The organism is Streptomyces sp. NPDC051322, from assembly GCF_040689485.1.
GTDB lineage: Bacteria > Actinomycetota > Actinomycetes > Streptomycetales > Streptomycetaceae > Streptomyces.
On sequence record NZ_JBFBAK010000015.1, the window covers coordinates 1 to 19,369 of the forward strand.

The window sequence follows — 19,369 nt, forward strand, 5'->3', positions numbered from 1 at the left end:
CAGTGGCGCCGACGCCATCAAGCCCGAGCTCGAACCTGCCACTACCAGGCGCGGGCCGCCCAATAGCCGCAAGATCACGATCTACGGCTGGAGTATTAGGATCACGGCTATGGACCAGCGCATACGCCGCACGGCCGTCCCCACCGCGATCGCCGCCGCCCTGCCGCTGGTCCTGGCCGGCTGCGGCTCCGGCGTCCACGGCAGGCCCGGCGCGTCGAGCCTGCACGACCCCTACTTCCCGCGCCTCGGCAACGGCGGCTACGACGTCAGCCACTACGGCCTGGAACTCGACTACGACCGGGACACCGGCCGCATCAAGGGCACCGCGACGATCACCGCCCGGGCCACCCAGAATCTCTCGGCGTTCAACCTGGACTTCGCCGGGATGACCGTGGCGGGCGCCACCGTGGACGGCGATTACGCGCCGGCCAACCGGGCGGGCACCGAGCTCACCCTCCGCCCGCACCACGACATCAGCCGGGGCCACACCTTCCGTACCGTGGTGCGGTACTCCGGCGTACCGAGGACGATCACCGACCCGGACACCTCCGAGGAGGGCTGGCTGCCGAACACCCACGGCGCGCTCGCGCTGGGCGAGCCGACCGGCTCGATGGCCTGGTTCCCCGGCAACAACCACCCGTCCGACAAAGCGGCCTACGACATCACGATCACCGTCCCCAGCGGTCTCCAGGCGGTGTCCAACGGCCAGTTGACCTCACACCGGACCAGCGGCGGCCGTACGGCCTTCCACTGGCACAGCGCCGAGCCGATGGCCAGCTATCTGGCGATGGTGGCGATCGGCCCGTACCGCACGCGCTCCTACAAGGCGCCCTCCGGGCTGCCGGTCTTCACCGCGGTCGAACCGGCCGACGAGAAGGAGAGCGCCGCGGTACTGGCCCGCATCCCGGAGATCATCGCCTGGGAGAGCAAGGAGTTCGGCGCCTACCCCTTCGCCTCCACCGGCGCGGTCGTCGGCCCCGCCGATTCGGCGGGCTACTCGTTGGAAACCCAGACCAAACCGGTGCTCCCGGCCAACCAGTTCGACCTGCCGACCCTCGTGCACGAGCTGTCCCACCAGTGGTTCGGGGACTCGGTGACGCCCAAGTCCTGGCAGGACATGTGGCTCAACGAAGGGTTCGCGACGTACGCGGAGTGGCTCTGGGACGCGGCCCACGGAGGCGAAAGCGTCCGGGACCACTTCGACGACGCCTACGACCGGCAGGCCAACTGGGCTTTCCCGCCCGCGAAGCCGCCGTCTCCCAAGGAGATCTCGGCCTCCCCGGTGTACGGCCGCGGCGCGATGGTCCTCCAGCGGATCCGCGACACGGTCGGGGACCGCGCCTTCTTCGCACTGATCCGCGGCTGGGTGCACGACCACCAGTACGGCACCGTGTCCACCCAGGACTTCACCCGCTACGCCGAGAAGAAGACCGGCGCGAACCTGACCGCCCTCTGGGACGCCTGGCTCTACGGCAAGGACCGGCCGGTGCGGCCGTGACGGCGCTCAGGCGATGACGCACATTCCTCAGCCCTCGTCGAGTCCCAACAGCCGCCGCATCCGGGCGTACTTCTCGGTGAGGCGGTCCCTCGTCACGGAGTCCAGCACGGACAGGCGGTCCGGGTCGGAGTTGTGTGCGATGTCAGCCTCTTTGATCAGCAGTGCGCCAGGCACGCCGAGCAACCGCCCGGCGTAGTCGTCCAGGCTCTCGTCCGGCTCTTTGGTCATCGCCAGAACCATGACCTTGACGCTGTCCGGTAGGGCGGCCCCCGCCAGCCACTCACGGGACAACACCCCGTCCTCGACGGCGTCATGCAGCCAGGCGGCGGCGATCTGCTCGTCGGACCCGCCGCGTGTGGCAACACCATGCGCCACCGACGCGAGGTGTTCCACATACGGCTTGCCCGCCTTGTCGGTCTGCAGCGCGTGCGCACGGCGTGCCAGCCGTTCCACTTCACCCGGACTCAGGTGAGGTTCCGGGGCGCTCTTCACCGCGTCGTCACTGGTCACCGCGGGGTTTCCTTTCGCTCATATCAGGCATCCCAGCATGTCCGCCTCCGTCAGTGCCGTCCAGGTCTTCGTACGCAGGTACAGGCAGGCGTACTTCCCCCCGGCTTTGCGCGATGCGGTGTACGTCGGTGAGGGACTCGGCCATTCGCGCGAGCGCGAACCGGAGTTGGTGCGGGGTGGCCGTACGGTCGGCGAGCATGTCGGTCACGTGGCCGAGCAGGTCGCGGGCCATCCGGTGAACGAGTAGCCGTTGACGCGACCAAGCGGTTGGGTGCGCTCACCCGCCTGGGCCATGTTCACATCGCGGCGGTCACCGGAGCGTTGCTCGCCGAGGCCTAGGGTTTGCTGGAAAAGTACTTCGGTCACGCTCTCGGCCTCGCCGACACCGTCAACGCAGCGCTGGCTTGGCGCTTGCAGCGTCCGGCGATCCTTACGTTCGACCACCACTACACGAACGTCATCGCGCCGCGCAGCAGGGCCGAGCCTAGGCTTGAGGCTATCCCCGGTGCGGCTCACTGACAGCGAATCGGAATCGGGTGAGGAGCCTCGGGCCGCCCGTGACTGGACGCGGAACGAGCTGGGCCCCCGGCGATCGCCGGGGGCCCACTCGTGATGCTCGTACGTCAGACGCTGACGCCGAAGTCCTGGGCGATGCCGACGAGGCCCGAGGCGTAGCCCTGGCCGACGGCGCGGAACTTCCACTCGGCGCCGTTGCGGTAGAGCTCGCCGAAGACCATGGCGGTCTCGGTGGCGGCGTCCTCGCTCAGGTCGTAGCGGGCGATCTCGGTGCCGCCGGCCTGGTTGACGATGCGGATGAAGGCGTTGCGCACCTGGCCGAAGTTCTGTGAGCGGTTCTCCGCGTCGTAGATCGACACCGGGAAGACGATCTTCTCGATCTCGGCGGGCAGCGCGGCCAGGTTGACCTTGATCTGCTCGTCGTCGCCCTCGCCCTGGCCGGTGACGTTGTCACCGGTGTGCTCGATGCTCTGGTCGGGGGTGACCTTGTTGTTGAAGAAGACGAAGTGCTTGTCGGAGTAGACCTTGCCCTCCGGGTTCACCGCGATGGCCGAGGCGTCGAGGTCGAAGTCGGTGCCGGTGGTCGTGCGGACGTCCCAGCCGAGGCCGACCGTGACGGCGGTCAGGCCCGGGGCCTCCTTGGTGAGGGAGACGTTGCCGCCCTTGGACAGGCTTACAGCCATGGGGATGTCCCTTTCCGTTGCGATGTGCGGGCTTCGTGCGGTCACGAAGCTACCGTCATCCGGCATAACGTCGGCAGGGGACCGGGTGGTTCCAGGTCTCTTTGCTTTCTTTACCCGGCGCCGAAAAGTGGGTGACGGGACGGGTCCGTACCAGCGACCATGGATCACATGTCCGGTCCCTATGTCGTCCGCGGTTCGGTCTCCCTGCCGGAGGCCGAGCTGATGTGGCGTTTCTCGCGCTCGTCGGGGCCTGGTGGCCAGCACGTCAACACCACCGACTCCCAGGTCGAGCTCCGCTTCGACCTCGCGAACACGGATGCGCTGCCGCCGGTCTGGAAGGAGCGTGCCCTGGAGCGGCTCGCCTCCCGGCTGGTGGGGGGTGTCGTCTCGGTCCGGGCGTCCGAGCACCGGTCGCAGTGGCGGAACCGGGAGATGGCCGCGGTCCGGCTGGCCTCGTTGCTCGCGGAGGCGACTGCGCCGCCGCCGAAGCCGCGGCGTGCGACGAAGATCCCTCGCGGGATCAATGAGCGGCGGTTGCGGAACAAGAAGGCCCGGAGCGATACGAAGAGGGGCCGCGCGGGGCGCGGTTGGGACTGAGCCGGGCCCGCCTCCGGGCGTGGGCTTTTGTCCTCAAGCGCCGGAGGGGCTTGGTGGGGGCCGGTGTTGGGGTGGCCTCAAGCGCCGGCCGGGCTGGTGGTGGCTGGGGTCGATGGTCCCGGGCTTGAGGTGGCTGGGGGGCGACCCCGGGTCGCCGGGGTGGGTCAGCTCAAGTGGCGGTAGCGGCCGCGGAAGTAGGTCAGGGGGCCGCCCTCCGTGGCGGGGACGTTCGCGGTCAGTACGCGGCCGATGACCAGGGTGTGGTCGCCGGCCACCACGCGTTGTTCGGTCGCGCATTCGAGGGTTGCCAGGGCGCCGTCCACCAGCGGGGCGCCGGACTTCTCGCCGCGGGTGAGGGGGAGGTCCGCGAAGAGGAGGCGGTCGCTGATGCGGCCCTTCATCGCGAAGCGGCCGGCGATCTGGTGCTGGCTCTCGGCCAGCAGGGACGCGGCCCAGAGCGGCTGCTCGGCGAGGAGATCGTCCATCCGGGAGCCGTTCCGTACGCTCACCATCACCAGGGGCGGGTCCAGCGACACCGACATGAACGCCGTCGCGGTCATCCCGGCGTCCTCGCCGCGCGGTCCGGCGTCCGCGTCGTGCGCCGTCACCAGCACCACGCCTGCGCTCAGGCGGGACATCGCGGCGCGGAAATCGTCGTTGCTCACCCCCTCAGGATGGGGGACGGGCTCGGTGCGCGGGGTGGGGATCGTCTGGAACACGTCAGGAACGCTAGCCCGGGGCGCGCCCGGCCCGCATCGGGCCGGAGGACCAGGCTGGTCCTAGGACTTCCCAACCGGCCTGACCTTCGTTCAAGAAACGACAGGCCGTTTCCGCTGTTTCTCATATGCCCCTTCATGCTCTGATGTGACTTGGGTCACGACGGCGATAAATTGTTGACCCTGTGTACCTGGCGCACAGCTCACTGTGATTCAGTGGCGGAGACACTGCACCAAGAGCGCCGATGGAGAACCCTGGAGTTGCTGTCGAGGTCTTTCTCGGGGAGAGCGAGCAATGGAGACCGAGTCGGAGCCGTACGTCCGTCTTGCGACCCTGCGGCAGCTGCATCAAGCGGTCGCGAACCTGAATCAGGCACGCAGTCTGGCGGACACCCTGCAGACCGTGGCCGACGGCATCGTGGCCGGGCTCGGTTATGAACTGGCGTGCGTCAACCTCGTGCGGCCGGACGGCGACCTGATCGTCGCGGCGCTCGCCGGTGACGATTCCGCCGCCGCGCTGATGACCGGACGCGTCGGATCCCGCGCGTCCTGGGAGCGCAGGCTCGCCATGGGCCAGGCCTTGGGGGCGCTGCGGTTCATCCCGTACACCGAGGGCTGGGTGCTGGCCCAGGACGACGTACCGCACTGGCACAACAACGGACCCGAGCCGCGCTTCGAGGACGAGTGGCATCCGGACGACCGGCTCTTCGCCCCGATGTACGCGACCGACGCGGCCGGCGGGGAGCTCGTCGGCGTCCTCTCCGTCGACCGGCCGCGCAACGGCCGGCGCCCCGGCGCCTGGGGGCAGGAGGCGCTGCAGATGTACGCGTTCCAGGCCGCGATAGCGATCACCAACGCCCGGCTGCGCGCCAATATGCAGCGCGCCCTGGTCAGGCTGGAGCGCGAGCAGCAGGCGCTGCGGGCCAGTGAGGAATCCTTCCGGCAGGCCTTCGAGTACGCCCCGAGCGGTATGGCCATCGCCGAGATGGGCGGCGATCAGCACGGGCGGCTGCTCCGGACGAACGACGCGCTCTGCCGGCTGCTCGGTCGGCCCGCCTCCGCGATGCGCCGGTACTCGTTCGCCGACCTGGTGCACCCCGAGGACGTCGGCACGCTGCTCCGTACGTCCGCCGAGGGCGGCAGGGCGGAGCTGCGGCTGCGGCGGCGCGACGAGTCGTACATCTGGGTCTCGCTCCGCAATTCGGTGGTCGCCGACACCACGGACGGCCCGCGCTTCCTGCTCACCCACGTCGAGGACGTCGAGGAGCGCAAGCGCCATGAGCTGCAACTGGCCCACCGTGCGTCGCACGACTCGCTGACCGGGCTGCCCAACAGCGCCGAGCTGCGCTCCCGGCTCAGCGCCCGGTTGTGTGCGCGCCCCGACGCGGTGCGCGAGACGGCGATCGAGGCGCTGGACGCGGCATACGAGCAGGGCGGCCTGTCGACCACGGACTCCGGCGGCCACCGGTTCGACTTCGCGGCCGCGTCGGCCGTCCCGGGCGGTTACGACCACCCGAACCATCTGGTCCCTCCGTCGGACGACGCCGACGACGGGACGAAGGGGCTCGCAGTGCTCTTCTGCGACCTGGACGGCTTCAAGTCGATCAACGACCGCTTCGGGCACCACACGGGCGACGCCGTTCTCATCGAGGTCGCACGCCGGCTCACCACCGGCGTACGGGACGGCGACACCGTCGCACGACTCGGAGGTGACGAATTCGTCGTCCTGGCTGACGGCCTCGCCGCCGCGGACGCCGCTGACCTGGCCGTTCGTCTGCGGAATGCCATCATTCCGCCCATAAGGGTGGACGGCAGGGCGGTGCGCGTCGGAGCCAGTTTCGGCATCGGCTGGGCGAGCTGCGGGATGACCGTCGAAGAGGTGCTGCGCTCCGCCGACCAGCGGATGTACGTCGAAAAGCGGTCGCGGGCGAAGGTGCACCGGCGGGCCGGATAGGTGCTGTGACGCTGCACACGCGTTGCGGGCGGGGTCCGGTCGACTGGCCGGATCGGTTGGTCCATCCGGGGTAGGCTCGCCCGCGTCAGCGATGTGTGAGGAGTACCAGGGAATGACGGCCGGCAACAACGGCGCGAGCACGCCCGAGGACGACGACCCGTTCGGCTATCTGTACGAGGACGGTCAGGCAGCAGGTGCCGTCCCCCCGCCAGGCGGCGGCGGATACGGCTACCCGGGCCCGTCGGCAGGCGGCCGCCCCGGGGTGCCACGCACGTCGTACAACCAGGTGCGGACGGTCGGCGAGCGCCAGTACGGGCAGCAGCAGGCACCGCAGCAGCAGCCGTACGACCAGCCGCAGCAGGCGTACGGCCAGACCCAGCAGTACGGGCAGACCCAGCAGTACGGGCAGACCCAGCAGTACGGCCAGCAGGAGTACGGGCAGCCCCAGCAGCAGTACGGCCAGCCGTCCCCGCAGTACGCCGCGCCGGAGACCTACCCCGGCGGGCCGCCCCAGCAGCCGCCGGGGCAGTACAGCTCGGGCAGCGGCGGCGGCCGGAGCGGCCCCCAGCACAAGGGGCTGCTGATCGGGGCGGTCGCGGTGGTCGCGGTCGTGGTGATCGGGATCGCCGCAGCGCTGATGACCAGCGGCGGCGACAAGAACAACGACGCCAAGCCGGGCGCGAGCGGCGGGTCCGGCGGTGGCCGGTCGGCCGCCCAGTCGGTGAAGCCCAGCGACGCCCCCTCGGAGTCCGCGCCTGCGGACCTGCCGAAGCAGGACGCGGCGACGCTGACCCTGGGCGGTGCGGCGACCACCAGCAAGGACGTTCCGGGTGCCAAAGCGGCGGGCGGTGCCTATGTGGTGATCGCCCAGCCCGGTGACTCGGCGACCTGGACGGTGGATGTGCCCAAGGCCGGCGATTACACCCTGTCGATCAACTACGGCGTGCCGGGCACCGACGCGAAGACCTCGCTGACGGTCAACGACGCCGCGAAGCCCGCGTCGGTCAACATGAAGAACTTCGCGCAGGCACCCGCCGGGGACGCGTCGAAGGGGTGGACCAACACCTTCAACTACATCAACCTCAAGAAGGGCTCCAACACCATCAAGATCTCCTGCGAGCAGGGAGACACATGTGGGGTCAATCTGGACCAGCTCGAGCTGAAGGCCGGGCACCAGGGCTGACCGCCCCTGACCCGGTGGCCGGTGCCCGGGAGGGTTACCCGGCCTGGGCGAGAGCGTCGACGAGGACCTGCGGAAGCAGGTCCTCGTACGTTTTGCGGTGGAACTCACCCGCCGTGGGCGCCTGCACGGTGGCCGCCGAGAGCGCCACCGCGCGGGCCAGCCGCTGCGGCCAGGGCAACTGCTCCACCAGCCCGGACAGCAGCCCGGCGACCGCCGAGTCGCCCGCGCCCGTCGGATTGCCGGGGAATCGGGCCGGTGGCGTGGCCTGCCAGTTGCCGTCCGGGGTGGCGGCCAGCATGCCGTCCGCGCCCAGCGAGGCGACCACCGTGCGGGCGCCCCGGCGGCGGGCGTCCCGGGTGGCGCGCAGCGGTTCCCGGGAGCCGGTCAGCTGGGCCAGCTCGTCGGCGTTCGGCTTGACCAGGTCGGGCCGGGCCGCGATACCGCGCCGCAGCGGCTCGCCGCTGGTGTCGAGCAGGACGGGGACCCCGGCCGTGCGGGCCTGGCGGACCAGCCGGCCGTACGCGCCGACCGGGACCCCCGGCGGCAGGCTGCCGCAGAGCGCCACCGCTTCGGCGCCGGTCAGCAGCTCCGCGTACGAGGCGAGGAAGGCCTCCCACTCGGCGGGGGAGATGACCGGGCCCGGTTCGTTCAGCTGGGTCGTGTCGCCGGAAGTGGCGTCGACGACCGCGATCGTCCGGCGGGTGGCGCCGGCCACCGGTATCAACGCGTCGGTGGGCGGTAGCTCCGCCAGCAGCTCACGCAGGACCGCGCCGGTGGTACCGCCGGCGAAACCGGTCACCACCGTCTCGTGGCCGAGGGCGGCGAGCACCCGGGCCACGTTGAGCCCTTTGCCGCCGGCCCGTTCGGTGACCGCTTCCACGCGGTGGCTGGCGTGCGGGGTGAGGGCGGGGACGCGGTAGGTGATGTCCAGCGCGGTGTTCAAGGTCACGGTCAGCAGCACAGAAACGATCATGCCAAAACAGAAGCGGCAGGCCCAGACCTGGGAACCTGCCGCTTTCCGTATGCAGCGCTGGACTGAGCTACTTGGGCGCGACCACCCATGCGCCCTTGCGCATCACACCGGTCAGTGTGAAGTCCGCGTCGAGCACCACCAGGTCCGCGTCCTTGCCGGGTTCCAGCGAGCCGACCCGGTCGTAGACGCCGAGCAGCCGGGCCGGGTTGGCGGAGATGGACCGTACGACGTCCTCCACCGGGAGCCGGTCGACGGTCACCGCCCGCCGGAAGGCGGTGTCCAGCGTGAGGGTGGAGCCCGCGATCGAGTTGCCCTCGACCAGCCGCGCCACGCCCTGCTTGACCTCGACCTCCAGCGGACCGAGGTGGTAGATCCCGTCACCGAAGCCCGCCGCGTCCATCGCGTCGGTGATGAACGCGACCCGCGCGGAGCCCGCGCAGCGGAACGCCAGCTCCAGAGCGGCCGGGTGCAGATGCGTGCCGTCGTTGATCAGCTCGACGGTGATCCGCTCGTCCTCGAGCAGCGCGGCGATCGGACCGGGGTCGCGGTGACCCAGCGGCGGCATCGCGTTGAAGAGGTGGGTGGCGACGGTGGCGCCGGCCTCGATGGCCTGCACGGTCTGCTCGTACGTCGCGTCGGTGTGGCCGATCGCCGCGATCACGCCGTGCTCGGCGAGCAGCCGCACCGAGTCGATGCCGCCCTTCATCTCGGTGGCGAGGGTGAACATCTTCGCGGTGCCGCGCGCCGCGTCCAGCAGCTTGCGGACGTCGGCCGGGTCCGGGTCGCGCAGCAGCGCCTCGCTGTGCGCGCCCTTGCGGCACGGTGAGATGAACGGGCCCTCGAAGTGGATGCCCGCCAGATCGCCCTGCTCGACCAGCTCGGAGAGAAGCGAGGCCCGGGCGGCGAGGAATTCCATCTCGCCGGTGACGGTGGAGGCGACGATCGTCGTGGTGCCGTGCAGCCGGTGCGTGTGGATGCCCTGCAACACCTCGTCGGGGGTCCCCGAGGTGAAGGAACTGCCGCCGCCGCCGTGTACGTGCATGTCGACGAAGCCGGGGACCACCCAGTGGCCCGCCAGATCGATCACCGGCGCGTGCTCCGGCGCGCTCGCCGCGATGCGCGATCCCGCCACGACCACCTGGCCGCCCTCGACGGTCCCGGTGGGCAGCACCACCCGGGCTCCGGAGAGAACGGTGCTTGTTTCGCTTCCGGCCATCAGGCGGTTACCTCCGTGGAGAGAAGATCCCAGGCGAGCAGTCCTGCGCCCAGGCAGCCGGCGGTGTCCCCGAGGGCCGCCGGGACGATGAGAGGCAGTTTCTGGAACGTCACGCGTTCCGTGACTGCTGCCCGCAGTGGTAGGAACAAGGTTTCCCCGGCTTCGGCGAGTCCGCCACCGATGATCAGGGTGCGGGGGTCGAGCAGCGTGATGGCGGTGATCAGACCGTCGGCCAGCGCGTCCACCGCGTCCTGCCAGACGGTGACGGCCCGCGGGTCGCCCGATTCGACGGCCTTGGCGCAGTCCGCCGCGTCCGCCTCCGGATCGCCGGAGGCCGCGGCCCAGGCCAGTGACACCGCCGACGCGGAGGCGTACCGCTCCAGGCAGCCGCGCTGCCCGCAGCCGCAGTCGACGCCGCCGGGACGCACCACGACATGGCCGATCTCACCGGCATAGCCGTGGGCGCCCGCTTCGATGACGCCGTTGATGCCGATGGCGCCCGCGATGCCGGTGCCCAGCGGCAGGAACAGGAAGCGGTCGGCGTCCCGGCCCGCGCCGATCCGGCCCTCGGCGAGCCCGCCGGTGCGCACGTCGTGGCCGAGGGCGACCGGGACGCCGCGCAGCTCGGCACTGAGCAGCTTGCGCAGGGGTACGTCCCGCCACCCGAGGTTGGCCGCGTAGACCGCGATGCCGTTCTCGTCGTCGACGATGCCGGGGACGGCGACGCCGGCCGCCGACGCCGGCCGGCCGAGGTGCTCCTCGCCGTACGCGTGCAGCTCGGCGGCGAAGTCCAGGATCGACCGGACGACGGCCTCGGGGCCCCGCTTCCGGTCGGTGGCCCGCCGCGCCTCGTGCAGCAGGGCGCCGTCGGCCCCGACCAGGGCGGCCTTCATACCGGTGCCGCCCACGTCCAGGGCGATGACGTGGCTTCCGGCCGGGTGTCCGGGGGATGTCCCACGGGAGAATGCAGTCACGGGGACAGTGTGGCGCGGAGAACCGGAAAAGGTCTAGTCCACTCGCCGGGATTGTTGCGCACCCATACAAAGTCCGGACCGCAGGCCGGGGCGAAGCCCAGCTCGAAGGCGTCGAACTCGCCGACATTCGGCGGTTGTTGACCGGATCGTTGTGCAATGTGGGGGTGCGTTGCAGAAGCGAGACCCGTGTGGTGTAGACCTTGTGTCGGGACGTGAGGGAAAATCGCAGCTCATTGCGACAGGACGTCACGGGGGACCGACTGGAACACAAGGGTGGGTAAAGGGCTGTGCAGCGGCGCTTCATGGGATTGACCGCGGCGATCGCGGCGCTCGGAATGACAGCAGGTCTCTCCGGCTGCGGCAGCGACGACGGGTCGTCGGGTGACGCCACCCTCAGCATGGTGGTGGCGAACTACGACCCTGACGAGGGCAGTTCCACCCAGAAGTACTGGGACGGCCTGATCGGCACCTTCGAGAAGAACAACCCGGGCATCAAGATCAACCTCAAGGTGCTGTCCTGGACCGTCGTGGACGCGGAGGTCGCCAAGATGGTGAAGGCCGGCCACGCCCCCGACATCGCGCAGATCGGCGCCTACGCCGACTACGCGGCCCAGGGCAAGCTCTACAGCGCGGACGACCTGCTCTCCATACCCGTGCAGGCCAACTTCCTCGGCCCGCTCGCCGACGCCGGTCAGCAGGATCGCAAGCAGTACGGCATGCCTTTCGTGGCGTCCACCCGGCTGCTCTTCTACAACGAGAAGCTCTTCACCCAGGCCGGTCTCACCCCGCCGAAGACCTGGAAGCAGCTGGCGTCGGACGCCGAGGCCCTCAAGGCGCGTGGCGTGAAGTACCCGTACGCGCTGCCGCTCGGCCCCGAGGAGGCCCAGGCCGAGACACAGATGTGGCTGCTGAGTGGCGGCGACGGATACACCGACGGCGTCGGTACGTACACCATCAACTCGCCGCAGAACGTCAAGACCTTCGAGTGGCTGAAGAACGACCTGGTCGGCAAGGGCCTGACCGGGCCGGTGGCGCCGGGCAAACTCAACCGCAAGGACGCCTTTGCCGCCTTCACCCACGGCGACGTCGGCATGCTCAACGGCCACCCGCAGCTGTTGCAGCAGGCCGAGGACAAGGGCGTCAAGGTCGGCATGGTCCCGATGCCCGGCCTCAACGGCACCTCCAGGACCACCATGGGCGTCTCCGACTGGATCATGGGGTTCAAGCAGAACGGCCACCGCAAGCAGATCGGCGCGTTCCTCGACTACGCCTTCAACGACCGCAACGTGCTGGACTTCGCGACCCGGTACGACCTGCTGCCGCCGACCGTGTCCGCGTCGGACACGCTCGCCGATGACCCGGAGCACAAGGAACTGAAGAAGTTCCTCGACGAGCTGCCCACCTCGCAGCTGCCGCCGGTCGGCAAGACGTCCTGGGCGAAGGTCAGCGGGTCCATCAAGAAGCAGATCGGCAAGGCCGTCGAGCCCAACGGCAACCCGGAGAGCGTCCTCAACCAGATCCAGAACGTCGCGGCTGCCGCGCAGGCGGCGGAGTAGCCGTTCGGGGCAGCCCCGTCCGGAGTGGCCCCGCCCGGTGGCTGCCCAGTACGTTGGCTCATATGACCGGCAACGACCCCCACGGCCCCGCGCCCCTCTCGGAGCGCGACCGTGCGGTGCTCGCCGTCGAACGCCACGCCTGGCCGGGCCCCGGCGCGAAGGAACGCGCGATACGCGAGCGCCTGGGGATCTCCCCGGTGCGCTACTACCAGCTCCTGAACGCTCTCCTCGACGACGAAGCGGCACTCGCCCACGACCCGGTGACGGTCAATCGCCTCCGCCGCGTTCGCCAGGCCCGGCGCGAGCGCCGGTAACTCCGGCGAGGCGCAGGCCGCGACATCCGGGCCACGACATCCGCGGCACGGCGGCCGGGTCGCGGATAGGGTCATCCTATGGGCAGCCCATCGAATACCCTGCCGACCCCCGCCACCGCAGCCGGCCGCCAAGGCCTCGCCGCCCTGTTGGCCGGGCCGGAAAAAGCCGTAGTGGCCCTCGACTTCGACGGGACGCTGGCCGACATCGTGCCGGACCCGGAACAGGCTCGCGCCCACCCGGACACCGTCCCCGCGCTGGCCGCACTCGCCCCGCGGATCGCCTCGGTGGCCGTGGTGACGGGCCGCCCGGCCGGCGTCGCCGTACGGTACGGCGGCTTCGCCGGTGTGCCGGGCCTCGAGCACCTGGTCGTGCTCGGCCATTACGGCGCCGAGCGCTGGGACGCCGCCGGCGGCGCCGTGCAAACCCCCGCCCCGCACCCCGGCGTCGCCGCCGCCCGCGCCGAGCTGCCCGGCTTGCTGGACGCGATCGGCGCACGGCAGGGGACCTGGGTCGAGGAGAAGGGGCAGGCCGTCGCGGTCCACACCCGCCGGGCCACCGACCCGCAGGCCGCCTTCGAGGCGCTTCGCGAACCGCTGGCGGAGCTGGCCGCCCGCCACGGGCTCATCGTGGAGCCGGGCCGGATGGTCCTGGAGCTGCGCCCGCCCGGCGTCGACAAGGGTGTGGCGCTCACCGGCTACGTACGCGAACTGGGGGCCGCCGCCGTCCTCTACGCCGGAGACGACCTGGGCGACCTGACCGCCTTCGGCGCGGTCGAGCAGCTGCGTGCGGAAGGCGTCCCCGGCCTGCTGGTCTGCAGCGGCAACGAGGTCCCCGAGCTGGCCGCCCGGGCCGACCTGTTGCTGCCGGGTCCCGGCGCGGTCGCCGCCTTCCTGGCCGAGCTGGCCCGCTCGATCACGGGCTAGCGGTCAGCGCTTCCAGCTGGTCCAGGAACCACCGCTGCGGCGGCAGCGCGGTCGCCGCCGCGGCCAGCCGTTCGGTGCGTTCGGCGCGCTCCGGGCCCGGCATGGTGAGCGCCTCCTGGAGCGCTGCTGCCGTGCCCGACACGTCGTACGGGTTCACCGTGACCGCGTCCGGCCCGAGCTCCTCGTACGCCCCCGCCTCGCGGGACAGCACCAGGGCGCACCCGTGGTCGCTCACCACCGGGACCTCCTTGGCCACCAGGTTCATCCCGTCCCGGATCGGGTTGACGAGGGCGACGTCGGCCAGCCGATAGGCGGCCAGCGAGCGCGCGAAGTTGTCCTTGAGGTGCAGCACGACCGGAGTCCACTCGGCGGTGCCGTAACGGAAGTTGATGGCGTCGGCGACCCGCCGCACCTCGTCCATGTAGTCGCGGTAGACGGCGAGGTCCTGCCGTGACGGGTAGGCGAGGGCGAGGTGCACGAGCCGGCCGCGCCACTCGGGGCGGGCGTCGAGCAGCTCACGGAAGGCGTGCAGGCCGCGCACGATGTTCTTGGACAGCTCGGTGCGGTCCACCCGGACGATCGTCTTCCGGTCGCCGCTGCCGCCGATCTGGCCGCGCAGCTCCCGCATCCGGTCCTCCACGTCCGGCTCGTGGGACCGCGCCCGCAGGAAACCGGCGTCGGCGCCGAGCCCGTGCACCCCGATACGGGTACGGCCGGTGCCGCCCAGCACCTCCGTGCAGCAGCCGACGAAGGCGTCGGCCCACCGCCGGGTCAGGAACCCGGCCCGGTCGGCGCCCAGGATGCCGCGCAGCAGTTCCTCACCGATGTCGTCGGGCAGCAGCCGGAAGTAGTCGACGGGCGCCCACGGGGTGTGCGAGAAGTGCCCGATCCGCAGATCGGGGCGGAGCTCGCGCAGCATCCCCGGCACCAGCGCCAGGTGGTAGTCCTGCACCAGGACGACGGCGTCCTTGGCGGCCTCGGCGGCCAGCGCATCGGCGAAGGCCCGGTTGTAGGTGCGGTACGCCGCCCACTGTTGCCGGAAGGCGGCGTCGAACACCGGCTCGAGCGGTGTCTGATAGAGCATGTGGTGCACGAACCAGAGCACCGAGTTGGCGATGTCGTTGTACGCGGCGTGGTGCACATCGGCGTCGATGTCGAGCATCCGCACCCCGTCCTCGCCGACCCCGCGGCGGACCGCCTCGCGGTCGCCCTCGCCGAGCGCGGCACACACCCACAGCGAGTCGGCGTCCCCCCCGATGGCCGAGAGCCCCGAGACGAGGCCGCCGCCACCGCGCCGGGGATCGAGCTCACCGTCTTCGCGCAGGGTGTACGAGACGGGGCCGCGGTTGGAGGCGACGAGGATCTGAGCGGCGTGCGGAGAGGACATGACGCCTACCTAGCCCCTGGCGGAACCGCTCAAACGTGCTGGGGCCCCGCCACCGGGTCCTGGCTGGCGCCGTCCCCGGCGGGGGCGAGCACGTCCTCGGGGACCGAGATCACCCAGTGCGTTTCGCTGCGGGGGCGGAGGTAGAGCGCCCAGTAGCCGGTGGCCGCCGCGACGATGACGCCGGTGATGACGAGGCTCTTGACGCTCTGCTGGTACAGCACCCAGGCCAGTACGACGACCAGCAGCGCCGGGATCGCGGGCCACAGCGGCATGCGCCAGGCCGGCCGGTCCTTGTGTGCGCCCCGGCGGGAGACCAGTGCGCCCAGCGCGACGAACACGTACATCGCGGCGACCGCCACCCCGGTGACCTCGCTCAGGGTGTCCAGGTTGACGAAGCACAGGGCCGCTCCGGGGATGCCCACGGCCAGCGTGGCCACCCAGGGGGAGCCGTACCGCCGGCTGACGTGCGAGAAGGCACGGTTGACGGAATCCGGCCATGCCGCGTCGCGCGCCGACGAGTAGACGACGCGGGAGTTCTGGATCACCATCACGATCGCGGCGTTGATGATCGCCAGCGCGATGCAGAGGCTGACGAAGGTGCCGACGCCGGAGTTGCTCCAGCTCGCCACCATGCCCGCGACGTCGCCGGTGGCGAGGGTCGCCAGGTCGGGGGCGCCGAGCGTGATCGCCACCACCGGGATCAGCACGACGGCCGCCCCGATGCCGAGCGTCCACAGCACGGTCCTGGAGACGTTGCGGCGCGGGTTGTCCATCTCCTCGGCGAGATACACGGCCGTGGAGAAGCCCTGCAGGATGAAGAGGGCGGTAGCCAGACCGGTCACGATCAGCCCGGCGGTGACGGCCGAGCTCTGACCGTGTCCGGTGGCCATCACCGGGTGGACGAGGACCGAGGCGGACCTGCTGGTGTGGCTGAAGCCGAGGAAGGCGACCACCGCGCAGGCCACCACCTCCAGGACCAGGAAGATGCCGGTGATCCAGGCGTTGGCGCGCAGATCCAGCAGTCCCATCAGGGTGGCGAGCACCATGACCCCGGCCGCGGTGAGCTGCGGACTGAGGTGGGCGATCGGCGCCAGATAGTCGGCGGTGCCCAGCGCGATGATGGGCGGCACGATCATGACCACGATCAGCGACAGGACGAAAACCAGCCACCCAGCGAGCCGGCCCATCAGGGTGCCGACCATGGCGTACTCGCCGCCGGAGCTCGGTATCAGCGTGCCGAGTTCGGAGTAGGTGAAGGCGACGCCGATGCAGAGCAGGCCGGCGATGGCGATGGTGAGGGCCGTGCCGGTGCCGAGGGTCGCGAACGAGTCCGGCACGATCACGAAGAGTGAGGAAGCCGGGGTCAGGCAGGTCAGTGTGAGCAGCGTGCCCCCCACCACCCCGATCGACCGGGTGAGCTTCGGGGCGGCTGTGTCGCGAGTGCCGGCGGGGGGCTTCTCGACTTCGGACTTCTGGGGCGTGGCGCCAACGGCCATGTCGGGCATGTTGATTATCCGTGTCCCATCGGTGCGTGGGCTGGACCGAGCGGGGACCTCCGCGCCGCTCCGGTGTCCGAATACAACCCTTACCGATGGATCCCGTCAAGACCTCATTAAGGGCGCACCGCAACGAAATCCGTCGCGTCCGACGTATTCGTAGGTGCTTATGCGCTCCCCGGTCGCGGTATCCAAGCGGATTTCGTGGACTGATGGGCGGTGCGGATTCTCTCGTGAAGTCGGCCGGATTCTTTTGGCCGGCGGCGTGCGCGTCCGGTCACGCAGCGCGGCGCGCCTCGTACTCGGCCACCTCGCGCATCGGTGGCCGCTCCTCGGTGTCCACCGGAAACGTCCGCGGCACGAACCCGTCAGGACCGCGTTCGAACTGGGTGAGCTCGGGCCGCACCAGATGCCCGCGGGAGAGCCGCAGCTGCGCGGTCCGGTAAATAGCGGCCGCCATCCGGCCGAGCGCCAGGCCGTCCTGGTGGCGGTGCCTGCGGGAGCCGACATCGACCTGGGCCAGCGCGTCGAGCCCCACCGTCTGGAGCGCGTCGACCAGCAGGCCGAGCTCCACTCCGTAACCGACCGGGAAGGGGAGCCGCTCGAGCAGCGAGCGGCGCGCCGCGTACTCGCCTCCCAGCGGCTGGACGAAACCGGCCAGCTGGGGCCAGTGCAGATTGAGCAGCGGCCGGGCCACCAGCTCCGTCACCCGGCCGCCCTGTCCGGGGGCCGCGCCCAGCGGACGGTCGTACATGGCCTTGACGAAATGCACATCGGGCTCCGTGAGCAGCGGTCCGACGATGCCGGAGACGAAGTCCGTCGAGAAGTCCTTCAGGTCGGCGTCGACGAAGCAGACGATCTCGCCGCTGGTCGCCAGGAGCGAGCGCCACAGCACCTCGCCCTTGCCGGGCAGAGCGGGTATCCGGCGCAGGATGGTGTCCCGGTGCACCACCCGTGCGCCGGCCTTCGCCGCGACCTCGGCCGTACGGTCGGTGGAGCCCGAGTCGACCACGACCAGCTCGTCCACCAGCGGCACCGCCTCCATCAGGTCCCGCCGGATCGCCACGACGATGTCGCCGACCGTGGCCTCCTCGTTCAGCGCAGGCAGTACCACGCTCACCTTCGTGCAGCGCTTGGCGGCGGTCAGCCGGTCCAGCGGACGGTCGGCGGCCGACCAGGAACGCCTGGTCAGCCAGCGTTCCACCTCATCCAGCACGGAGTGTCTCCTAGGTGCGCCGGCCGCGGCAGCGGCTCATGTGACAGTCATCTCGCGGTACGGACGACTCTCTTCATCGTCCTCGCCTTCGGCTACAGTCTTGAACAACGCGAGAGACCGCCGCATGCCGGGGGTCGGTACGTGGGACAAATACCCGGGCCCGGCGGCCCGGCGTCATAGCGCTCATCCAGAGGGACTGAGGGAACGGCCCGTTGAAGTCCCGGCAACCTTCCGCCGACCGCGAGGTCATGGTGGGGAAGGTGCCAATTCCGTCTTGCGGCGAAGTACGTCGCGAGGAAGATGAGGAGAAAGGGACCTCGCCACCATGGCTGTGCAGACTGTCGCCGACACCACGAACTCCACCGGATCCGTCGATCTCGGACCCGCCGCCGCGCTTTCCTGCCGCGAATGCGGAGAGCGTTTCCCGCTCGGACCGATCTTCGCCTGTGCCTCCTGTTTCGGGCCGCTCGAAGTCGCGTACGACCTGCCGAGCGGCTCCCCCGACGAGCTGAAGAAGCGCATCGAGGCAGGACCGAACAACATCTGGCGTTACGCGCCGCTGCTGCCGGTCCCCGCGGATGTCGCGTCGCAGCCCAATCTGAACCCGGGATTCACCAAGCTGGTCAAGGCCGACAACCTGGCCCGCGAGCTCGGCATCACCGGTGGCCTGCACATCAAGGACGACTCCGGGAACCCGACGCACTCCTTCAAGGACCGGGTCGTCGCGATCGCCGTCGAGGCCGCCCGCGCCTTCGGCTTCACCACCCTGTCCTGCTCCTCGACCGGGAACCTGGCAGGCGCCGTCGGCGCCGCCGCCGCCCGCTCCGGCTTCCGCTCCTGCGTGTTCATCCCGCACGACCTGGAGCAGGGCAAGGTCGTGATGGCCGCGGTGTACGGCGGTGAACTGGTCGGTATCGAGGGCAACTACGACGACGTCAACCGCTTCTGCTCCGAGCTCATCGGCGACCCGATCGGCGAGGGCTGGGGCTTCGTCAACGTCAACCTCCGCCCGTACTACGGCGAGGGCTCGAAGACGCTGGCGTACGAGATCTGCGAGCAGCTCGGCTGGCGGCTGCCCGACCAGATCGTCATCCCGATCGCGTCCGGCTCCCAGCTCACGAAGATCGACAAGGGTCTTCAGGAGCTGATCAAGCTCGGCCTGGTCGAGGACAAGCCGTACCGGATCTTCGGCGCGCAGGCCGAGGGCTGCTCGCCGGTCTCCACCGCCTTCAAGGCGGGCCACGACGTGGTGCGGCCGCAGAAGCCGAACACGATCGCCAAGTCCCTCGCCATCGGCAACCCGGCGGACGGCCCGTACGTCCTGGACATCGCCCGGCGCACCGGCGGCGCGGTCGAGGACGTCAACGACGAGCAGATCGTCGACGCGATCAAGCTGCTGGCCCGCACCGAGGGCATCTTCGCGGAGACCGCGGGCGGGGTGACCGTCGGCGTGACCAGGAAGCTGCTGGAGGCGGGTCTGCTCGACCCGGCGCTGTCCACCGTCGTTCTGAACACCGGTGACGGCCTCAAGACCCTGGACGCGGTGGCCGAGACCTCACGCCCCACCGCGACGATCCGCCCGACCCTGGACGCGTTCCGCGAGGCCGGCCTGGCCACCAGCTGAACCCCGTCCCGTCCCGCACACTCCCCGGTCTC

18 protein-coding genes, 1 pseudogene and 1 riboswitch are annotated in these 19,369 nt (G+C 70.5%); of the genes and pseudogenes, 8 read left to right on the forward strand and 11 right to left on the reverse strand.

Annotated elements, in window-relative coordinates:
- Positions 1-109 precede the first annotated feature (109 nt).
- The gene (locus tag AB0436_RS27465) at positions 110-1,498 is read left to right on the forward strand and encodes a M1 family metallopeptidase (RefSeq protein ID WP_366470632.1); all 1,389 of its coding nucleotides are present in this window, start codon (positions 110-112) and stop codon (positions 1,496-1,498) included.
- 27 nt (positions 1,499-1,525) lie between these two features.
- Here the strand turns inward: AB0436_RS27465 and AB0436_RS27470 are convergent, their stop codons facing one another.
- The 4 genes and pseudogenes from AB0436_RS27470 to AB0436_RS27485 form a co-directional block, all read right to left on the reverse strand.
- Entirely contained in the window at positions 1,526-2,008 is a 483-nt protein-coding gene (locus tag AB0436_RS27470) for an HD domain-containing protein (RefSeq protein ID WP_366470633.1), read from the reverse strand.
- Positions 1,998-2,240: pseudogene (locus AB0436_RS27475) on the reverse strand (hypothetical protein); the annotation flags it as partial. The gene AB0436_RS27470 and the pseudogene AB0436_RS27475, both read right to left, overlap by 11 nt.
- Positions 2,213-2,455, reverse strand: coding sequence for a hypothetical protein (locus AB0436_RS27480; protein WP_366470634.1), 243 nt, complete (start codon positions 2,453-2,455; stop codon positions 2,213-2,215). The pseudogene AB0436_RS27475 and the gene AB0436_RS27480, both read right to left, overlap by 28 nt.
- Positions 2,456-2,631: 176 nt before the next feature.
- Positions 2,632-3,207 carry a TerD family protein gene (locus AB0436_RS27485; protein ID WP_366470635.1) on the reverse strand — a complete coding sequence of 192 codons (576 nt, stop codon included), beginning with the start codon at positions 3,205-3,207 and terminating at the stop codon, positions 2,632-2,634.
- 159 nt (positions 3,208-3,366) lie between these two features.
- On the opposite strand from AB0436_RS27485, the gene arfB reads away from it, so the two are divergent.
- A complete protein-coding gene (arfB, locus tag AB0436_RS27490) occupies positions 3,367-3,804 on the forward strand; it encodes an alternative ribosome rescue aminoacyl-tRNA hydrolase ArfB (protein WP_366470636.1) in 438 nt (145 codons plus the stop codon).
- Positions 3,805-3,968: 164 nt separating this feature from the next.
- Here the strand turns inward: arfB and AB0436_RS27495 are convergent, their stop codons facing one another.
- Positions 3,969-4,523: a flavin reductase family protein gene (locus AB0436_RS27495; protein ID WP_366470637.1), complete on the reverse strand. Its 555-nt coding sequence runs from the start codon at positions 4,521-4,523 to the stop codon at positions 3,969-3,971.
- A gap of 292 nt (positions 4,524-4,815) precedes the next feature.
- Between AB0436_RS27495 and cdgB the strand changes: the two genes are divergently transcribed.
- A complete protein-coding gene (cdgB, locus tag AB0436_RS27500; RefSeq protein WP_366470638.1) occupies positions 4,816-6,474 on the forward strand; it encodes a diguanylate cyclase CdgB in 1,659 nt (552 codons plus the stop codon).
- Positions 6,475-6,586: 112 nt separating this feature from the next.
- Positions 6,587-7,657 (forward strand): CBM35 domain-containing protein, encoded by a 1,071-nt coding sequence (locus tag AB0436_RS27505; protein ID WP_366470639.1) that lies wholly within the window; start codon positions 6,587-6,589, stop codon positions 7,655-7,657.
- A 34-nt stretch (positions 7,658-7,691) separates the two neighbouring features.
- On the opposite strand, the gene AB0436_RS27510 is transcribed toward AB0436_RS27505, so the two are convergent.
- From AB0436_RS27510 to AB0436_RS27520, 3 genes are all read right to left on the reverse strand, one after another.
- Positions 7,692-8,618: a 1-phosphofructokinase family hexose kinase gene (locus AB0436_RS27510; RefSeq protein ID WP_366470733.1), complete on the reverse strand. Its 927-nt coding sequence runs from the start codon at positions 8,616-8,618 to the stop codon at positions 7,692-7,694.
- 79 nt (positions 8,619-8,697) lie between these two features.
- Positions 8,698-9,846: an N-acetylglucosamine-6-phosphate deacetylase gene (gene nagA / locus AB0436_RS27515; RefSeq protein ID WP_366470640.1), complete on the reverse strand. Its 1,149-nt coding sequence runs from the start codon at positions 9,844-9,846 to the stop codon at positions 8,698-8,700.
- The gene (locus AB0436_RS27520) at positions 9,846-10,754 is read right to left on the reverse strand and encodes an ROK family protein (RefSeq protein WP_366470734.1); all 909 of its coding nucleotides are present in this window, start codon (positions 10,752-10,754) and stop codon (positions 9,846-9,848) included. The genes nagA and AB0436_RS27520 overlap by 1 nt, the downstream gene beginning before the upstream one ends.
- 368 nt (positions 10,755-11,122) lie before the next feature.
- Here AB0436_RS27520 and AB0436_RS27525 point away from each other — a divergent pair, with 368 nt between their 5' ends.
- The 3 genes from AB0436_RS27525 (at position 11,123) to otsB (ending at position 13,614) form a co-directional block, all read left to right on the forward strand.
- Positions 11,123-12,376, forward strand: coding sequence for an extracellular solute-binding protein (locus AB0436_RS27525; RefSeq protein WP_366470641.1), 1,254 nt, complete (start codon positions 11,123-11,125; stop codon positions 12,374-12,376).
- A 62-nt stretch (positions 12,377-12,438) separates the two neighbouring features.
- Positions 12,439-12,690 (forward strand): DUF3263 domain-containing protein, encoded by a 252-nt coding sequence (locus AB0436_RS27530; protein ID WP_366470642.1) that lies wholly within the window; start codon positions 12,439-12,441, stop codon positions 12,688-12,690.
- Between the two features lie 78 nt (positions 12,691-12,768).
- Entirely contained in the window at positions 12,769-13,614 is an 846-nt protein-coding gene (gene otsB / locus AB0436_RS27535) for a trehalose-phosphatase (RefSeq protein WP_366470643.1), read from the forward strand.
- Here otsB and AB0436_RS27540 read toward each other — a convergent pair.
- The 3 genes from AB0436_RS27540 to AB0436_RS27550 all read right to left on the reverse strand — a co-directional run bounded on the left by AB0436_RS27540 (position 13,604) and on the right by AB0436_RS27550 (position 17,713).
- The gene (locus tag AB0436_RS27540) at positions 13,604-15,001 is read right to left on the reverse strand and encodes a trehalose-6-phosphate synthase (protein ID WP_366470644.1); all 1,398 of its coding nucleotides are present in this window, start codon (positions 14,999-15,001) and stop codon (positions 13,604-13,606) included. The genes otsB and AB0436_RS27540 overlap by 11 nt on opposite strands.
- A gap of 29 nt (positions 15,002-15,030) precedes the next feature.
- Positions 15,031-16,497, reverse strand: a complete 1,467-nt coding sequence (locus tag AB0436_RS27545; protein WP_366470645.1) for an APC family permease — start codon at positions 16,495-16,497, stop codon at positions 15,031-15,033.
- A 277-nt stretch (positions 16,498-16,774) separates the two neighbouring features.
- Positions 16,775-17,713 carry a glucosyl-3-phosphoglycerate synthase gene (locus AB0436_RS27550; protein ID WP_366470646.1) on the reverse strand — a complete coding sequence of 313 codons (939 nt, stop codon included), beginning with the start codon at positions 17,711-17,713 and terminating at the stop codon, positions 16,775-16,777.
- A gap of 180 nt (positions 17,714-17,893) precedes the next feature.
- A riboswitch (SAM riboswitch) is annotated at positions 17,894-18,020 on the forward strand.
- 18 nt (positions 18,021-18,038) lie between these two features.
- Between AB0436_RS27550 and thrC the strand changes: the two genes are divergently transcribed.
- Complete coding sequence (gene thrC / locus AB0436_RS27555; RefSeq protein ID WP_366470647.1) at positions 18,039-19,337, forward strand: threonine synthase; 1,299 nt, start codon at positions 18,039-18,041, stop codon at positions 19,335-19,337.
- The last annotated feature ends 32 nt before the right edge of the window (positions 19,338-19,369 follow it).

What these genes read in the sequence shown, in the direction of transcription:
- AB0436_RS27465 (WP_366470632.1), top strand. Translation starts at nt 110, where the DNA reads ATGGACCAGCGCATACGCCGCACGGCCGTCCCCACCGCGATCGCCGCC.
- AB0436_RS27485 (WP_366470635.1), bottom strand. Translation starts at nt 3,207, where the DNA reads ATGGCTGTAAGCCTGTCCAAGGGCGGCAACGTCTCCCTCACCAAGGAG.
- arfB (WP_366470636.1), top strand. Translation starts at nt 3,367, where the DNA reads ATGGATCACATGTCCGGTCCCTATGTCGTCCGCGGTTCGGTCTCCCTG.
- cdgB (WP_366470638.1), top strand. Translation starts at nt 4,816, where the DNA reads ATGGAGACCGAGTCGGAGCCGTACGTCCGTCTTGCGACCCTGCGGCAG.
- AB0436_RS27505 (WP_366470639.1), top strand. Translation starts at nt 6,587, where the DNA reads ATGACGGCCGGCAACAACGGCGCGAGCACGCCCGAGGACGACGACCCG.
- nagA (WP_366470640.1), bottom strand. Translation starts at nt 9,846, where the DNA reads ATGGCCGGAAGCGAAACAAGCACCGTTCTCTCCGGAGCCCGGGTGGTG.
- AB0436_RS27525 (WP_366470641.1), top strand. Translation starts at nt 11,123, where the DNA reads ATGGGATTGACCGCGGCGATCGCGGCGCTCGGAATGACAGCAGGTCTC.
- AB0436_RS27530 (WP_366470642.1), top strand. Translation starts at nt 12,439, where the DNA reads ATGACCGGCAACGACCCCCACGGCCCCGCGCCCCTCTCGGAGCGCGAC.
- otsB (WP_366470643.1), top strand. Translation starts at nt 12,769, where the DNA reads ATGGGCAGCCCATCGAATACCCTGCCGACCCCCGCCACCGCAGCCGGC.
- AB0436_RS27540 (WP_366470644.1), bottom strand. Translation starts at nt 15,001, where the DNA reads ATGTCCTCTCCGCACGCCGCTCAGATCCTCGTCGCCTCCAACCGCGGC.
- AB0436_RS27545 (WP_366470645.1), bottom strand. Translation starts at nt 16,497, where the DNA reads ATGGCCGTTGGCGCCACGCCCCAGAAGTCCGAAGTCGAGAAGCCCCCC.
- thrC (WP_366470647.1), top strand. Translation starts at nt 18,039, where the DNA reads ATGGCTGTGCAGACTGTCGCCGACACCACGAACTCCACCGGATCCGTC.